16 protein-coding genes are annotated in these 17,497 nt (G+C 48.9%); 12 read left to right on the top strand and 4 right to left on the bottom strand.

Features of this window, described 5'->3' with window-relative positions; translation table 11 throughout:
• Positions 1-1,356, top strand: a complete 1,356-nt coding sequence (locus tag N288_RS22720) for a 6-phospho-alpha-glucosidase (RefSeq protein WP_009794411.1) — start codon at positions 1-3, stop codon at positions 1,354-1,356.
• Between the two features lie 89 nt (positions 1,357-1,445).
• On the opposite strand, the gene N288_RS22715 is transcribed toward N288_RS22720, so the two are convergent.
• Both N288_RS22715 and N288_RS22710 read right to left on the bottom strand, forming a co-directional pair.
• Complete coding sequence (locus N288_RS22715; protein ID WP_009794410.1) at positions 1,446-1,898, bottom strand: DUF305 domain-containing protein; 453 nt, start codon at positions 1,896-1,898, stop codon at positions 1,446-1,448.
• Positions 1,899-2,084: 186 nt separating this feature from the next.
• Positions 2,085-2,993, bottom strand: a complete 909-nt coding sequence (locus N288_RS22710) for a Gfo/Idh/MocA family protein (protein ID WP_009794409.1) — start codon at positions 2,991-2,993, stop codon at positions 2,085-2,087.
• Positions 2,994-3,454: 461 nt separating this feature from the next.
• Between N288_RS22710 and N288_RS22705 the strand changes: the two genes are divergently transcribed.
• Together N288_RS22705 and N288_RS22700 are read left to right on the top strand one after the other, a co-directional pair.
• Positions 3,455-3,802, top strand: coding sequence for a PadR family transcriptional regulator (locus N288_RS22705; protein WP_022544538.1), 348 nt, complete (start codon positions 3,455-3,457; stop codon positions 3,800-3,802).
• On the top strand, positions 3,789-4,784 hold the full coding sequence (locus tag N288_RS22700; protein WP_022544537.1) for an HAAS signaling domain-containing protein: 996 nt from the start codon (positions 3,789-3,791) through the stop codon (positions 4,782-4,784). The genes N288_RS22705 and N288_RS22700 overlap by 14 nt, the downstream gene beginning before the upstream one ends.
• 30 nt (positions 4,785-4,814) lie before the next feature.
• On the opposite strand, the gene N288_RS22695 is transcribed toward N288_RS22700, so the two are convergent.
• Complete coding sequence (locus N288_RS22695) at positions 4,815-5,192, bottom strand: VOC family protein (protein WP_009794406.1); 378 nt, start codon at positions 5,190-5,192, stop codon at positions 4,815-4,817.
• A gap of 12 nt (positions 5,193-5,204) precedes the next feature.
• On the bottom strand, positions 5,205-6,101 hold the full coding sequence (locus N288_RS22690) for an AraC family transcriptional regulator (protein ID WP_009794405.1): 897 nt from the start codon (positions 6,099-6,101) through the stop codon (positions 5,205-5,207).
• A 218-nt stretch (positions 6,102-6,319) separates the two neighbouring features.
• Between N288_RS22690 and N288_RS22685 the strand changes: the two genes are divergently transcribed.
• From N288_RS22685 to N288_RS22645, 9 genes are all read left to right on the top strand, one after another.
• On the top strand, positions 6,320-7,318 hold the full coding sequence (locus N288_RS22685; RefSeq protein ID WP_009794404.1) for a sugar-binding protein: 999 nt from the start codon (positions 6,320-6,322) through the stop codon (positions 7,316-7,318).
• Between the two features lies 1 nt (position 7,319).
• Positions 7,320-8,789 carry a sensor histidine kinase gene (locus N288_RS22680; RefSeq protein ID WP_022544536.1) on the top strand — a complete coding sequence of 490 codons (1,470 nt, stop codon included), beginning with the start codon at positions 7,320-7,322 and terminating at the stop codon, positions 8,787-8,789.
• A complete protein-coding gene (locus tag N288_RS22675) occupies positions 8,767-10,344 on the top strand; it encodes a response regulator (protein WP_009794401.1) in 1,578 nt (525 codons plus the stop codon). The genes N288_RS22680 and N288_RS22675 overlap by 23 nt, the downstream gene beginning before the upstream one ends.
• Positions 10,345-11,290: 946 nt before the next feature.
• Positions 11,291-12,352, top strand: a complete 1,062-nt coding sequence (gene mglB / locus N288_RS22670) for a galactose/glucose ABC transporter substrate-binding protein MglB (protein WP_009794400.1) — start codon at positions 11,291-11,293, stop codon at positions 12,350-12,352.
• 172 nt (positions 12,353-12,524) lie between these two features.
• A complete protein-coding gene (gene mglA / locus N288_RS22665; RefSeq protein WP_022544534.1) occupies positions 12,525-14,027 on the top strand; it encodes a galactose/methyl galactoside ABC transporter ATP-binding protein MglA in 1,503 nt (500 codons plus the stop codon).
• A gap of 12 nt (positions 14,028-14,039) precedes the next feature.
• Positions 14,040-15,059, top strand: a complete 1,020-nt coding sequence (mglC, locus tag N288_RS22660) for a galactose/methyl galactoside ABC transporter permease MglC (protein WP_009794398.1) — start codon at positions 14,040-14,042, stop codon at positions 15,057-15,059.
• A 77-nt stretch (positions 15,060-15,136) separates the two neighbouring features.
• Positions 15,137-15,328 carry a hypothetical protein gene (locus N288_RS22655; protein ID WP_009794397.1) on the top strand — a complete coding sequence of 64 codons (192 nt, stop codon included), beginning with the start codon at positions 15,137-15,139 and terminating at the stop codon, positions 15,326-15,328.
• A gap of 152 nt (positions 15,329-15,480) precedes the next feature.
• On the top strand, positions 15,481-16,380 hold the full coding sequence (locus tag N288_RS22650) for a sulfurtransferase (RefSeq protein ID WP_009794396.1): 900 nt from the start codon (positions 15,481-15,483) through the stop codon (positions 16,378-16,380).
• 118 nt (positions 16,381-16,498) lie between these two features.
• Positions 16,499-17,488, top strand: a complete 990-nt coding sequence (locus tag N288_RS22645; protein WP_009794394.1) for a glycosyltransferase family 2 protein — start codon at positions 16,499-16,501, stop codon at positions 17,486-17,488.
• Positions 17,489-17,497 lie beyond the last annotated feature (9 nt).

Here is a 17,497-nt window from a genome sequence, read left to right as displayed (position 1 = left end):
ATGACTACTTATAAATTGGCTATTGCAGGCGGAGGAAGCACGTATACACCGGGAATTGTCAGAAGCCTGATGGATCGCTTGGAAGATCTGCCATTGTCGGAAATTCGCTTCTATGATATTGATGGAGAGAGGCAATCAAAGGTTGTTGTGGCAGCCAAAGCGGTTATTGCTGAATATACAGATCAAATTAAGGTGATTGATACAACCGATCCGGAAACAGCCTTTGAAGATGCAGACTTTGTTTTTGCCCAAATGAGGGTCGGCAAATATGCAATGAGGGAGCTGGACGAAAAAATTCCATTATCCCATAACGTTGTTGGCCAGGAAACATGCGGGCCAGGCGGACTGGCATATGGCTTAAGGACAATTTTCCCGATGGTCGAACTCATTGATTATGTTGAAAAATACGCAAAAGATTCATGCTGGATTGTCAACTACTCCAACCCTGCTTCCATCGTTGCTGAGGGAGTGCGCAAGCTGCGCCCGAATGCAAAGGTCGTCAATATTTGCGATATGCCTGTTGCAACCATGCGCAATATGGCAGGGATCCTTGGAGTCGGCAGGGAAGACTTGAATGTGGATTATTTTGGGCTCAATCATTTCGGGTGGTTCACGAAGGTAGAAGTTGACGGTGTTGACCGTCTGCCGGAGCTTCGCGAGCATGTCAGCAAGTACGGACTGCTGACTGAGGACATCTCCAAGATTGACTACCGACATGCTGATTCATCATGGATCAAGACGTTCAAGAATATCAAGCCAATCATGGATATGTTCCCTGATTACCTGCCAAATCCTTATCTGCAGTACTATCTGCTGCCTGACTATATCGTTGAGAACTCCAACAAGGAGCATACACGTGCCAATGAGGTCATGGAAGGCCGGGAAAAATCACTGTTCGAAACAGTGCGCAAGTTTGAGGAAACCGGTGTGCTTGAAGATGCCTTCCACGTTGGCGTACATGGCATCTTTATCGTCGACGTTACCGTTTCAATCGCGAAAAACCTCGCTAATCGCTATCTGGTTATGGTGGAAAACAACGGCACCATCCCAAATCTTCCGGCAGACGCCATGATCGAAGTGCCTGCACTGATCACCAATAAAGGACCGGTCGCTGAATATGTGGGAGAGATCCCATACTTCCACAAAGCGATGATCGAGCAGCAGCTTGCTTCCGAGAAGATCCTGGTAGAAGCCATCACAGAAGGCTCATATGAAAAAGCATTGCAGGCCTTCACTCTGAATAAAACCATCCCATCCGCTTTCGTGGCGAAAAAAGTGCTGGATGACCTTATTGAAGCTAATAAAGAATACTGGCCAACCCTTGAAAAGAAATATAAAGAAGGCGTACTGGCATAAGCACACAGAAAGGCTCCTTCCATGGCGGAAGGAGCCAGTTTTTTGTACCGGGGAGAGTTTCAATGGCCGGGCGGCAAATTGCCTGCCATTTATTCCTTCTCCTCCAAATCCTCAATCAGCTTCTTCATCTCCTCAATTTCCCTGCGCTGCGCTTCAATGATATCCTCAGAGAGCTTCTTGACCCTCGGATCGGAAATGCCGGCGCGTTCACTCGTCAGGATGGCGATGGAGTGGTGGGGGATCATCGCTTTCATCCATGCGGTGTCATCGATGGTAGCCTGGCTGCGGACGAGCCAGAGGGAAACCGCGAATACGAGGGCGCTTCCCGCTAAAATCATATAATTCAGCTGCTTATTTTTGTACATTTTCCACATGAACAGCAGCATGACAATGGCCATGGCCGATCCCATGATCAGCGCCATATACACCCGTGTCTCGCTGTAAAAAATATGATCGAGCTGAAAAACATTCAAATACATAAGTCCGAACATAATGATCGTTGAAACGGCGATCATCAGGCCAAATCTTGCGTAATGCTTCATTGCAAACCCCTCTTTCTCTATAGTTTCTATACTGCTCGTTCCCTTGCTGCACCCGGAACAAACCAGAAATTCTCCAGGCGGCTTATATCGTGGCCGGCACAAAAAGCCGGAAACTGATGTCTCCGGCTTTCCTTTTATTCATTGTCATTCAAATATGGGGACAAGAAACCTGTCCCTTCATCCTGCTCAAGCCTCCGGATCAATCTGCCTGACAATCTCCTCGCAGATCTGATGGGTGATGAGCGAGTCTTCGATGGAGGGATCCGGAGTTTTATTCTGCCGGACCGAGTCGAGGAAATGGCCGATCAGCTGGTAGAAGCCGCGTTTGTAGAGGGTGGGCTCCCAGTCGCCGAATTTGGTCACCTGAATGCTTTTGTCATGATAGTGGACCGTTTCGACAAGGGCATTGACCACAAACTTATCCTGGCCGGTGCTGTACTCGATGATTTCCTCAGTAACCCCTCCATTGCGGTTCATGATGCCGACCGCCGTGCTGCTTTCCCCGATCAGCTGAACGATGAGGTGGTCCAGCTTTCCGCCTGATCCTTTTGACTGGACAGTAACATCCTTGACCGGCTCATCCATGAGGAAGCGCAGTGTGTCAACAACATGGATGAAGTCTTCCACCACGAATCGCCTTACAGCGTCAGGGGAGGAAAAGCGGTTCTTCTGCATCAGAATAAGGTTTGCCCGGCCATGCTCCTTCAGCTCCCTTACCCTTGGAATGAAGCGGCGGTTAAAGCCTGTCATGGCAATTTTGCCTTTTTCTTTTGCCAGACTGACAATCCTTTCGGTTTCTTCCAAGTTCATGGAAACCGGTTTGTCTATGTATACATGGATGTCATGCAAAAGCAGTTTTTGGGCAATTTCAAAATGTGCCTCGGTCGCGGTGCTGACAATGGCTGCCTCAGCCCCTGCAGCAATCAGCTCCTCAACAGTGCCCGCCGTTTCCCTGATTCTGTACTTATCTGCAAGCAGATTGAGCGTCTCCGCATTTCTTGTACAAAGCACAAGTTCAATCTTTTCCTGTTCCGACAATACAGGCAGATATGCCTTTTTAGCAATATCCCCAAGGCCGATGATGCCAATTTTCATATGCTCACTCCGTTCCAAAAATTTTTATACAAATGAAATGATGCTCCCGCCCTTGCCGGCATAGGTGCCCTTCGCCGCGCCCACATATAGTTGACGATGGTACCGGCTCTCAATCCTGGATCTTAAATACTCTGCATCTTTTATATTCCCTGTATGGGAAATAGCGAAGACTGTATTGGAAAAATCGGCCGGACTCTCTCCGATAAGGTCAAAAGGCCATTGGAAAACCGCTTAGTGCCGCGGACCATTTCCAGCATTTCAATACCTTTATGCTGGTTATATGATTTGCCGCTGTCTCCCTGATTATAGCAATTCCGCTAAAAAAGGTATGGGCAGGTGCTTCAGTTTTAAAAAAACAAATATTATGTGATCAACAATAGTGTATATCGCATAGTATGTAGTATACTGTATGACATATAGCAAACAACCCAGAAATACATGAGATCAATGAGGTGAAGCTGATGGATTCATTGCTGAACAGTTTAATGACGGAATTGCGGAGGGGGACATTGACGCTTGCGGTGCTCAGCCAGCTGGATACGCCTCAATACGGCTATTCGCTGGTGCAGAGGCTGGAGGAGGGCGGCATTGCGATCGAGCAGAGCACTCTGTACCCGCTCCTGAGAAGACTGGAAAAGCAGGAGCTTGTCACAAGCAGCTGGGATACGAGCGAAAGCAGGCCGCGGCGCTACTATGTGCTGAGCGATTACGGGACAGAGGTTTACAAAGAGCTGAAAAAAGAGTGGGAGCGGAGCACACAGGACCTTCGCGGCCTGCTGAAAGGAGATGGAAAGGATGAACCTGATTGAGCTTTACATTCAAGAGGTTGCTCGCCGCCTTCCAGAAGGGAAGCGGGAGGATATCGGACTGGAGCTTTGTTCGACAATCGAGGATATGCTTCCGGATGATTATGGAGAAAAAGATGTAAAGGAGGTGCTCGCAAAGCTTGGCAGCCCTGCACGGCTGGCGGCAAATTACATGGACCGGCCAATGCACCTGATCGGCCCGCGGTATTTCGATGTATACGTGCATCTCATCAAGCTGATTCTGCCCATCGCGGCAGTTATCGCATTCCTAGCAAATGCAGCTGTCGAAATCATGGCCCGGAACACCGGGGAATCTGCGCTTGATATTATTCTCGCCGTTTTTGGAACGGGCATTTGGGGGATGCTCGGCGCCGGCATCCAAACGCTATTCTGGCTGACACTGGTGTTTGCCGTCATCGAACGGACTGACAAAGGAAACAATCAGGAGCCTGTAACAGACAGCCTGCAAAAATGGACCCCGGACGACCTGAAAAATGTCCCGCAGATCAGCAGGGAAAAAAGGATTCCGAAGCATGAGCCAATCGCTGGCCTGATCATGACCATTATTTTCGCCGCCCTGTATTTCAATGCCGATAGGATCATCGGACTGTATGAACAAGGCGGCGCCGGATTGGAATTCAGGATACCGGTATTCCAGCAGGACATCCTGAATTCCTATTGGCCAATTGTAATGGCTGCCGTCTTTCTGGAGCTCGTATTGATTTTGTTTAAATGGATGAAGGGACAGTGGACGAAGGGGCTAGCGATCTTGACAGCTGCCTCACAGGCCATATCCTTAGCAGCTTTTATCCTCATCTTCAGCAATTCCGCTGTTTGGAACAAGGACTTTACTGGTTATATGGATGAACTCTTCCATGCTTCGCTCCGCCTTGAACATTGGGTTCTCTGGGGCGGCATTGTCTCTATCATTGTCTTTGGTGCGATAGAGGTGTACCACGCCTTCAGAAAATCCCGGATCCGCTAAAAAAAGAAAAGCCCGCCATAAAAGGCGGGTTTATTGCTGGGCCGGAATGTCGCTCATCAAGGCATGTGTATTTCCTTCAGTATCCTGGAAAAACGCCATCCATGTCTCGGTATCCCCCATTTTGGCGACCATGTGCGGATCGCCTGTGAAGCCTGCTCCTTTTTCAGCAAGCTCCCTGCAGGCTTTGCGGATATCCTCCACCTGGAAATAAAGGACTGAGCTTGGATGGGCAAACTCTTCCTTTTCCGGCAGGCTCAGCATCAGGCGCTGTCCGCCGCATTCAAAGAATGCCATTGTCTCCATGCTGAATAAGAGGGGAAGCCCCAGTACATCCCGGTAAAATGGGACTGCTCTTTCCATATTTTTGACCGGGATGCCGATCTGGCTGATTTTCTGGATTTCCTGCATGTCTATCACTCCTTAACTTTTCTTCTTCTCCAGCATAGTCGAAAAACCAGTCTCATTCTTGTCCAATCTCACCTTTTTCCGGTGCTGGAGGGGGGATAACCCTGTATGCTTCCTGAACATTTTGCTGAAAGAGGAGGGGGTCTGAAAGCCCACTGCAAAGCTGATATCCGTCATATTCCACTCCTCTTTTTCCAGCATATCCTTCGCCTTTCTGATGCGGAACTCTGCCAGATGCTGATGAGGCGTCCTGCCGAAGAGTCCTGTATAAGACCTGAGCAGATGATTAGGCGAAAGGCAGGCGATTCTTGAAAGCTCATCTAATGTAACCGGGCTTGCATAGCAGGCCCTTATATATTCATTGGCTGTCATCAGGCGCTTATAGAGTTCCTCTCGTGTTGAACGCTTCTCGGCACTGATAGCTGAGGCTTCCCTTCTTGCATATGACTGTTCAAGGAGAATCTCCTGCATAAGCGGGTAAAACAGCTCTTCATAGGCAGCCGGATCTTCCGAAAGCAGATGTGCCTCCTGCAATCCCGCAAGCCGGCCGCTCAAACCCGCTCCGGGCTGGTATGTCCTCTCAAAGAATCCCTCATCACAGGCAGGGCGGAAGGGGTCGCTGAGAAGCCTGTCAGGATCAGCTGTGAGCGACTGCAGCACCTCCCCTGCGAACCCGTCCCGGAAAAATACACAAAATGACTCGACCGGGTGTGCCTCCTCAATCGAAAGGGCATAATCCCCTTCATTCAAAAGCAGATAGCGTCCTTCCTCCACAGCATAAGTTCCGGGACCTTTTTTATACCGGGCACGGCCGTTCCGAAAGGTTTTGACCGACAGCTGGCCGCCTCCTTCCCAGTAAAATTCATTGCTCCTGGCTTGGAGCACATAATTTGATGCAGGATGCTTATTCATTCTTCTCACCTGTACGTTTTTCCCAGAATTTGAATAATTCTATTATAGCGCAGACTTCCTCCAGAAGATCTTTTATTCATAGAAATCCTGTCTTGAATTCTGAAAATTATACCACCTTTTGAAAAGAGGCGTTATAATATTCCTATTCGCTAAAGCATGGCTTTGGCTTCGGTCATTGTTCCTATCAATCTACCATTTAAAAAAGAGGGTTGTCTGCCATGAGCAAATGGTCAGTGTTTGCCTATACATCTCTAAGCTTCTTTTTTGTCATCAGCTGTACGATGGCAGTTTTCTATGGATATAAAGTAATTGCCCATCATGTTCCCCAGGAACCCGGCAAGCTTGAGGATTACCGCTATCACTTTGTGCTTGTGCCGGAGGAATTGGATAATGAGTACTGGAGGCTTGTTGAAAAAGGGGCCAGGAAGGCTGCGGAGGAAGCAGGTGTTGTCCTTGAATATGCCGGTCCGAATCAGGCCAGCATTGACGAACATCTGGAAACCATTGAAAAGGCAGCTGCTTCTAAGGTTGATGGCATCATCACACAGGGTCTGAGTGATGAGCAGTTCACGCCCCTCATCAATAAAGTGGTCGGGAAAACCCCTGTTATCACCATTGATACAGATGCAGCCAACAGTGAGCGCGTTGCCTATATCGGCACTGATAATTATTATGCCGGCTATCTGGCCGGAAGGGCGCTTGTGAAAGATCTGAACGGAAAGGCTGAAGTCGCCATCATCACCGGCAATTTCTATGCAAACCACCAGATCCAGCGGGTAAACGGCTTTAAGGCTGCAGTCGGAAGCGAAAAGAACATCCGCATCATTGATGTGGAAGAATCCGAGATCAGCAGAGTAAAGGCGGCAGAAAAGGCGTATCAAATCTTAAAAGAGCATCCGAATGTAACCGCTTTCTACGGAACCAGTGCTCTTGATGCCATCGGGATCGCCCAGGTGGTGGAAATGATGCAGAGGCAGGGGGATATTTACGTCATGGGCTTCGACACGCTTCCTGAAACCCTTGACTATATGAAGAATGGCACCATCCAGGGAACGGTCGTTCAGGAGCCGTTCGAGATGGGCTATAAGTCTGTCAGGATGATGATTGACCTGCTTGAAGGCAGGGAGGTTCCGCCTCTTGTCCATACGGATACAAAGATTCTGAGAAAAGCAGACCTGCCGATCAGCAGCCAGGAACAAATCAGGGAGGTCCACTAATATGCTGTTCCGGATAAGGTCAAAGCTGCTCTTATATTTTATTGTCCTCGTCGCCCTCCTGACTTCTGTCGGCCTGTTTTTCTATAAAGCCAGCGAAAAACTGGTCACCGAATATGACAACAGCTTTGAGAGATTCCTGCTTCTTAATGATATCTCACAGCGTACCGATTTGGTGACCGAGAAGCTGAAGGCCTATATCACAGATAAGGACCATACCTATCTGCTCCAATATGAGCAGGAAAAGACGAAGCTTGTAGATGACCAGAAAAGGCTCTATGAGATTATGGATACCAGCGATATGACGCTCGTTAACTATAAAAACATGATCGACAGCTTTCTGGAGGAAGCAGATGCCTCACTCGAAGCCTTCCAGCGGGATGAAATCAACACCTATTCGGGCCATCTGAATGAGGTGCTCAAGATCGGCGGTTTTCTCCAGGAAAATACGCTTGCCCTGCTAAACAATAAATTGACCGACTACCGCTCCTTCTACAGACAGATGGAGCAGCAGAATCACTATTATAAAATGCTTTCCCTGTCCCTCTTTGCCGCAGCCTTCTTTTTAAGCACGCTGCTGGCCTTCTGGATATCAGGAGGGATCACCAAGCCAATCTCCAAGCTTTCAGAGGCGGCGAGGCAGATTGCAAAAGGGAATCTGGAAGGCGAAGAAATCAAAGTGGCGGCCAAGGATGAACTCAAGCTGCTGACAGATACCTTTAATCAGATGAGGAAAAACCTCAGGACACTGGTCATCGAAATCAAGCAGAAGTCAGAATTGGACAAACTGCTGAAGGAGCTGGAGCTTAGGAGTCTCCAGAATCAGATCAATCCGCATTTTCTGTTCAATACACTGAATACGATATCTAAAATGGCATATCTGGAAGATGCCGAAGAAACCTCGCGCCTCATTGAATCCGTCGCCCTCCTCCGCTACAACCTGGGGGATCTGGACAAAGCTTCGACTCTCCGGGAAGAGGTCAGGGTGGTCAAGGAGTATTTTTATATCCAGCAGACGCGCTTTGGAGACCGCATCCGCTTTGTCACTGACATTGAGGAAGACTGCCTGGACATTGAAATACCGGGACTGACCCTCCAGCCTTTAATTGAAAATGCCTTCATACACGGGGTGGAAGAGTACGAAGAAAATGGCATTATCCGCCTGGACATCATTCGCAAAGGTGAGGAGATTCATGTAGAAGTCAGCGATAACGGCCCCGGGATGGACCCGAAAGCAAAAAGAAGGCTGCTGGCCTATGCAGAGGGGCTGGAAGAGACTGTGCCTAAGGAGCCGCCAAGCGGGCATTCGACAGGCATCGGAGTCAGGAATGTCATGAAGAGGCTGCAGTTGTTTTATCAGAAAAGGAATGTCGTGGAGATCGAATCAGGGCCGGGGAAGGGAACAACTTTCAGGCTGGTGATCCCAGCCATGGCAAAAGGGGGAGAAAAGCTTGCTCAAAGTACTGGTCGTTGATGATGAGGTATTGGAGAGAAAGGCCGTAGCCAAAATGATCCGCAGCTCATTCAATCATGCCGAAGTGGTAGGGGAAGCAGCCAATGGACGGATTGCGATTGAAATGGCAGTAAAGCATGAGCCGGATATTATATTTATGGACATTAAGATGCCGGGCGTGGACGGAATCGAAGCTGTCCGGGAAATCCGGAAAATCAGGCCGGAAACGAGATTCATCATGGTTTCGGCTTTTGATACCTTCGAATATGCCAAGAAGGTGATGCAGCAGGGGGTAAAGCAATATATCCTGAAGCCGAGCTCAAAGGCGGACATTACCGCAGCCTTTGAAAGCGCGGCCGGTGAAATCATGGAAGAGCGCCGGAAAATGGAAGAAGAACGGAGCCTGAAGGAAAACCTTGAAAAAGCGGTGTCCATTGCCCAAAAAGAATGGGTCGCTTCCCTGATGATGAACCAGGTGCAGGATATCACCTTTGAAAGCTGGGGCAGGCTATTGGGCAAGGAGATCCTCTCAGGCTATATCATGCTGTTCAGCTACCAGCCAAAGCCTGGCAGGGAAGCTTCAGAGGACCGGAAAAAAGAGTGGTACAGCTGGCTGAAAGAAACACTCGCCAGCCTGCCTGAGCATCAGCAGGCAATGGTCGGGCCTCTCGTTGAAGATCAGGTCCCTGTATTATTCCTTTGTCAAAAACCGGCTGAAAAACTGCATTTCAAATCCAAGTCCCAAACCGTACTGGATGCCCTCCTTGCCAGATTCTCCAAGAAATTCGGAGAAGCGGAATTAAAAGCAGGAATCGGCCATCCGTACGAGGACGCGCAGGAACTGACTAAATCCTACCACGAAAGCGCTTTGGCCCTTCAAAAGATCAAGCAGCTGCCCGGCCGGTCTTATTTATTCGGGGAAAAGCAGGGGAAAACAGCTGCAGGAAGCCCGCCGCCTGGCTATAACGCAGAAAAAGAGCTGCTGGAAGCAGTGCGCCAGGCGGATGTGAACCATGTCCTGTCCGCCTTTGCCGGCTTTATGGGCAGCCATGCTGAGGAAGCGCAGGAAACGGCAGACATCCGCAGGTCTCTTCAAGAGCTGTTTGTGCTGGTATCAAGAATGCTCTATGAACTCGGCATTGATTACAGGCAGGTGCCCGAGCTCAGCGATTATCATGACAGCGCGGTCCTGTTTGAGCAGGGCAAGAATCATCTCCTCCGCATAGTCCGGCATGTACAGGCATGGCGGAACAGCCATGCCAAAGATATGCTCTATAAAGCAAAGGAATATATCGAAGCCCACTATGCCGAGGCGCTTACCCTTGAGTCGGCAGCTGAATATGTAGACTTGAGCCCGTTCTACTTTTCCAAGCTGTTCAAAGACCGCTTTGGGATGACCTTCATCGATTTCGTCACCGACGTCCGGATCAGGAAGGCAAAGCATTTCCTCAAGGAAGGCTCCCTCAGCCTGAAGGAAATCTGCTACAGCATCGGCTACAAAGATCCCAACTACTTCAGCCGCGTCTTCAAAAAGCACACCGGCCTATCGCCAACCGAATACCGCAAGGAAAGCTGAAGGATCTCCATATGAGGGGTCCTTTTCTGTTGGAAAAAGTGAGTTTAGTACTAGTTCTATTTTTTAAATGGGGCTGGTGATTTCCGTTCCAGGCACTTCGCTTTCCGCGGGCGGCGCTGAGCCTCCTCGTCGTCCCTCCTGCGGGGTCTCAGCTCTGCCGCTGCAATCCCGCAGGAGTCTACGTGCCTTGCACTCCAATCACCAGGTTTTTAAAATTAGTTGGGCAATTACCCTCCTAATTAGGTCATACAAGTAGACTCTTTTCGCATAGATTGTTGCTATCTTGCCATCCTTATAAGATGTGATAAGATACTCTTTCAGAAAACAGTTTCTTCCCCGTCCAGTCATAAAAGAGCAGCCTCTTTTCGCACCTGAATGAGAGAATCATTGAGGTTGAAAAATAAGCGGAGGAATTCCCTCTAATTTCAAAAAAACTTTAATAATAGCTCAAATAGGCGGAGAAATTCCGTCTATTGATTCAAAAAACAGGAAAATGGGCAACTTCGTTCCTCTTAACCGGAATTCCTCCGCTTATTTACACCCATCCATGCCATATTCAGCAGCTTAACCGGAAATTATCCGCTTATTTTAAGGATTGGTGGCTACTCAAATTAGGTTCTGTTTCCAATAAAATGTAAATTTTTAATTGTTATAATTAAAGGCTAATCTTTACGAAAAGAGCCTTCAAGTAAAGAGAGAGTTCTTACCATAACACCTTTTCCTTACAAACTGGAAGGCTCCTTGTATTGTGCCTATTCATACGCCTTTCTTATTTCCAAATAGCACCTTCAACAGAAATATCCTAACCCACGCTCATGAACACGCTTTCACAAAATAATCTAGAAAATCACAATTTAATGCTAGTTATTCCAAATATAAATCTCCTACTCTCCTGCTACTATGTTTGTAAGGGCTTACAAACTAAAACCAAAAGGGGATTGGGAAAATGGCGAAAAAGAAAAAGGGTTTGCTTTTATCACTTACGGTTGCATCAAGCATCATGCTGGCTGCTGGCTGCAGCAGCGATTCAACTGGCGGTTCAGGGGATTCAGGCAAGGCAGACGGCCTTCCGGCTGTCGGCGCAACCATCTACAAATTTGATGATAACTTCATGTCCTATGTACGACGCGCAATGGAGGATTCCGCAAAGGATCAGGCTAACCTGATGCTCAATGACTCCCAGAACGACCAGGCAAAGCAGATCGAGCAAGTCGATACACTGATTGCCAAAGGAGCTAAGTCTCTGGCCATCAACCTGGTTGATCCAAAAGCGGCACAGACCGTTATTGATAAAGCAAAAGCAAAGGACCTGCCGGTTATCTTCTTCAATAAAGAGCCGGATGCAGCGGTCATGAATGGTTATGACAAAGCTTACTATGTCGGGACGACTTCTTCCGAATCAGGTGTAATCCAGGGTGAACTGATTGCCAAGCAGTGGGAAGCGAATGAAGCGGCATGGGATAAAAATGGAGACGGCAAAATCCAATATGTGCTCCTCAAAGGCGAGCCGGGCCACCCGGATGCCGAAGCCCGCACCAAATATGCAATTGACACAGTCAAGGGCATCGGCATTGAAACAGAAGAACTGGCAATGGATACAGGTATGTGGGATGCAACGAAGGCAACCGAAAAAATGGATGCCTGGCTGGCAAAATACAGCGACCAGATTGAATTCGTCATCGCCAACAATGACGGCATGGCACTCGGGGCAATTGCTTCTCTTGAAAAAGCAGGCTATTTCTCCGGAGATAAATTCATGCCTGTCGTAGGCGTCGACGCTATTCCGGAAGCATTGGATATGATCGAAAACGGCAAAATGGTCGGAACAGTCCTGAATGATGCACAGAACCAAGGGAAAGCGACCGTCCAGCTTGCGGTCAACGCTGCAAATGGCAAAGACGTGCTTGACGGAACAGAATGGGAGCTTGACGAAGCCAAAGCCGTCCGCGTTCCTTACGTAGAAGTGACGAAAGATAATATCGACGTCGGCAAGAATGCTTACAAGTAAGAACTGCGCCTCAATTTGATGGCAGCAGAACAATAGATAAAAAGAGTTTTTCCAACAATGGGGGGCTTGCTGTGCGGGTCTCTCATTGTTTTCCAAAAATAAGCCGGCAGTTTGAAACAGCCATAACAGGCAGTGCCGGCACATGCAGAAGGGCAAGCAAGGAGGTGCACTCATGCCGGAAACAAACGGAGCAGTGCTGCTGGAAATGAAAAATCTAACAAAAAGATTCCCCGGGGTCATCGCCCTGAACAACGTCTCCCTTAAGGTAAGGGCAGGGACAGTGCATGCGCTGATGGGGGAAAATGGAGCAGGCAAATCAACTTTGATGAAATGCCTTTTCGGCATCTATTCAATGGACGAGGGACAGATCCTCCTCGAAGGCCGGGAGGTAGCCTTTGCCAGCTCGAAGCAGGCGCTGGAGAGCGGGGTCTCCATGGTCCACCAGGAGCTCAATCAGGTGCGCCAGCAGAATGTCATGGATAATATCTGGCTTGGCCGCTACCCGAAGAAAGGCATCTTCATTGATGAGAAGAAGATGTATGAAGATACGGCAGCCATTTTTAAAAGCCTGGATATCCGGATTGATCCGTCCAGCAAGGTAAGTTCGCTCTCCGTCTCGGAGATGCAGATGGTTGAAATTGCCAAGGCGGTTTCCTATCAGTCCAAAATCATTGTCATGGACGAACCGACCTCTTCACTGACAGAAAAAGAAGTGAATCATTTATTTAAAATCATTAAAAAGCTGCAAAGCGAAAATGTAGCCATCATCTATATATCCCACAAAATGGAGGAAATCCTCCAGATATCCGACGAAGTGACGATCATGCGCGATGGACAGTATATCGCGACAAAGAGCGCCGAGGAGCTGACAACGGATGAAATCATCCGCCTCATGGTCGGACGTGATCTGTCACAGCGCTTCCCGGAAAAGGTGAACAAGCCGGGAGAGGTCATTTTAAAGGTTTCCGGCCTCACAGCAGAAGCAAAGCATTCTTTCTCTGATATCGGCTTCGAACTGAGGAAGGGAGAAATCCTTGGCATCGCCGGGCTGGTCGGATCAAAGCGGACCGAGGTGGTGGAAGCCCTGTTCGGCATGAGGGGCGTGAAGTCAGGAAAGGTTGAGCTTCATGGCAAGGAAGTCCAGAACCATTCACCGCAGCATGCCATCAAGAACGGCTTTGCACTTGTTACAGAGGAAAGAAGATCTACCGGCATCTTCCCGGAATTGAGCATCAGCTTCAACTCTATCATTGCCAATCTGAAGAAATACCGAAAAGGCATCTTTCTTTCGGACGGCAAGGTGGCGGAGGATACGAAATGGGTCATAGATTCTATGAATGTCCGGACACCGTCACAGAAAACTTCCATCGGCTCTTTGTCCGGAGGGAATCAGCAGAAGGTCATCATCGGCCGCTGGCTCCTCACAAGGCCTGAAATCCTGCTGCTGGATGAACCGACGCGGGGAATCGATGTCGGGGCTAAATTTGAAATATACCAGCTGATCAGCGAACTGGCAGCAGAAGGCAAGGGGATCATTTTCATTTCATCCGAAATGCCGGAGCTGCTGGGCGTGAGCGACCGGATCATGGTCATGAGCAACGGGAAGCTGGCTGGGATACTGGATACTGCAGAAGCCTCGCAGGAAGAAATCATGCGGCTCGCTGCGATGTACTAGGAGGAAACACACATGAACAAAGCGGAAAAAAGATTCGATGCAGCCAAGTGGCTCGTCGACAATGTCATATATGTCGTTCTGGTCCTGCTTGTCATCGGGATCATCATCGCGTCACCTGACTTTCTATCAATCACGAACTTTATCAATATCCTGAGCCAGTCTTCATCCAGGATCATCATTGCCCTCGGGGTAGCAGGCATTCTGATTACTGCCGGGACAGACCTGTCAGCGGGAAGGCTTGTCGGCCTCGCCGCTGTTGTGTCAGCATCGATGCTGCAGGCTTCGGATTATGCTTATAAAATGTACCCGAATCTTGCTGAGCTGCCGATCATCGTACCGATTCTGATCGCCATGGCGGTTACAGGCCTGTTCGGGGCACTGAACGGTGTTATTGTTTCCAAGTTCCATGTGCCCCCGTTCATTGCCACCCTTGGCATGATGATTGGCGTATACGGTGTCACTTCGATCTACTTTGACCGCCCGCCATACGGTGCCCAGCCGATCGGCGGACTGAGCCAGAGCTTTACAACATTCGCCCAGCGGGGAATCCCGATCGGCCAGTATGAACTGCCATACCTTGTCATTTATGCGGCTATTGTTTCCATCATCATCTGGGTGATTTGGAACAAGACCCAGCTTGGGAAAAATATGTACGCAATCGGCGGAAATCCTGAGGCAGCAAAGGTTTCAGGCGTCAACGTCGCAAGGAATATCATCCTGATCTACCTGATCGCAGGCCTTCTCTACGGATTCTCCGGCACCCTTGAAGCCGGGCGTGTAGGAAGTGCTACAAATAATACAGGAAATATGTATGAGCTCGATGCCATTGCGGCCTGTGTGGTCGGCGGGGTATCCCTGTCCGGCGGGATCGGCACCGTGCCGGGCGTCATCACCGGCGTACTGATTTTCCAGATCATCAACTACGGACTCGCTTTCCTTGGCGTCAGCCCTTATATCCAGTTCATCGTCAAAGGCGCCATTATTATTGTCGCTGTAGCCTTTGACATGAGAAAGCATGCGAAAAAGAAATAAGCTGCCAAGCTGCGTTTCTCATTTACGCCACCCTGTGCTATACTTGCCAGACATATCCGGCAAAAGGAGCTCAGACCATGAAATTTCTGAAATCGCAAATGAAGCAGCTGGTCAAGCAGAACAAAGAACTGCAGCTGCGTTTAAAAGAGCTCGAAAAAGAGCATATGCTTGAAAAAAACTTCGCTCTAAAAGCCTTGTACCACGCAGAGGTTGCAGACGGGGGAAAATATCAGACTGCCTATCAAGCCTTGGACCTGCCTAAAAAGTAGGTCCTTTTTTTATCTCCACAACTCAGGCTGCGCCCTTGCCAGCAGGAGTTTCTGCCCATATACAGGCCATTTTTCTGTTTAATAAATGTGTTTGCTTCCGTCTGCAGGGGTAAACTTATGCAGGAAGCTAACGAAGAGAAAGGGGAGCTATTATGGATACTATTCCTTTATTTGTCTCAACTGAATGGCTGGCCGAAAGGATGGGAGACCCGAGCCTGAGAATCATTGATGCTACCGCTTTTTTGAAAATCCCGGAAGATAGCGGTGAGGTTGGAGCCTGGTCCGGCAGGGATGAATATAACGGGGGGCATATCCCCGGTGCCGTCTTTGCCGACCTGATGAATGAATTGTCAGATCAGGAAGCAGAGATGCCATTCACAGTTCCTCCAAGGGAACAGTTCTTAGCTCAGATCAGCAGGCTGGGAGTAGGGGACGGCACCTATGCGGTGATCTATGACCAGGGCAATGCATTGGTCGGAAGCCCTGTTGCCGCTGCTTACTGGGCCTCAAGGCTTGCCTGGCAGCTTCGCTATGAGGGCTATGACAATATCGCAGTCCTGGATGGAGGGCTGACCAAGTGGAAGGAAGAGGGCCGCCCAATTTCCACAGAACCCGGGCATTATCCTGCTGCGGTGTTTACAGGAGAGCGAAGGGACGAGCTCATCGCTACGAAAGAGGATGTCAAAAAGGCGATGAATGATGAAAGCATCGTCCTGATCAATAGCCTGTCCCCCGAGGATTTCAGGGGCGAAACGGAGACCTATCCGCGCAAAGGACATATACCCGGGAGTAAGAATGTGTTCTTCGGTGTTCATGCAAATGAAAAAACGAAGGAATTATTCTCTGACAAAGTTCTTAGGGAGACATTTGAAAAAACGGGCGCCCTTGATCCCGGCAAGAAGGTCATCACTTATTGTGGAGGCGGAATAGCGGCCACCTGGAATGCCTTGATACTTAACAAGCTTGGGCAAAAGAATGTCGCTGTTTACGACGGCTCCATGAATGAATGGGCCAGCGATTCAGAATGCCCGCTTGTCACAGGCAGCGAATAAGGAGAAGCCCGATTTTTTTCGGGTTTTTTTTGTTTCCGTAAAATTCCTGTTTGAAAAAATACTTTAACAGGGAAAAGATGTAAAAAACTATACATATATAGTAAAGGGGGAGGCCCATATGAGCCAAATCAAAGTAACTGTCGGGATTCCGGTCTACAACTCTGCCAATCATATCAGCATCTGCCTGGATTCAATCCTGAACCAGTCAATGGAACAGGAGAGCATTGAGATCATCATGGTGAATGACGGGTCGACCGACAGTTCCGGACAAGTGCTGGACAGCTATGCAAGCTCCCATCCGAACATCAATGTCATCCATCAGGAGAATACAGGAGGGCCGGGCGCCCCGCGCAATACAATTATGAAACAAGCCCGGGGAGAGTTTATCTTTTTCGTGGATGCGGATGATTATCTGGGTCCGGAGGCGCTGGAGCGGATGTACAAGATGGGGAATGATAATCATTCTGACATTATTGTAGGAAAATTTACAGGCGTGAATGGGAGATGGGTGGCCAAGTCAATGTTTGCAGCAAACGAGCCGTTCACCAATGTGTATGAATCAAATGTGCTCGAAGCGATCGGCCCTACAAAAATGTTCCGCCGCCGCTTTCTGCTTGAAAATGATATTACCTTCCCGGTAGGAATCTGCACAGCAGAGGACCAGCCATTCATGGTAAAGGCCTATGTCCTGGCACGCGGCATTTCAATCGTAGCGGATTATCCATGCTATTATGTGGTCAATCATAAAGATAAGCAGCATGCGAGCGTCATCCAGGTCCAGCCGAGGGACTATTATAAGACGCTGGAAGAATCGGTGAAGGTCATCCACCGATACGCAGACAATAAAAAGAAACGCAATCTGTTAAAGGCAAAGTACTTAAAGAAAGAGCTGACAACCGGAAGAAGCATCCTGTTTGCCGGCTCTCAAATGAGTCTCGATGAAAAATTCCTGTGGCTCAGTGAACTGAACCGATTTTTAAACAGCTGGGTAGATGATAAAACGGAAAAGCTTCTGCCTCTCAATATGAGGGTCTTCCTTTTCCTTGTGAAGCGGGGCGACCTGGAAAGGCTTAAGGCTTTCTCCGGCCTGGAGGCAGTCCAGGCTTAGGAAAAGGAT

The sequence above is a fragment of the Bacillus infantis NRRL B-14911 genome (genome assembly GCF_000473245.1).
Lineage (GTDB): Bacteria > Bacillota > Bacilli > Bacillales > Cytobacillaceae > Bacillus_AB > Bacillus_AB infantis.
Note: the sequence above shows the minus strand (reverse complement) of the source record. Positions and strands in the feature narration are given on the sequence as shown.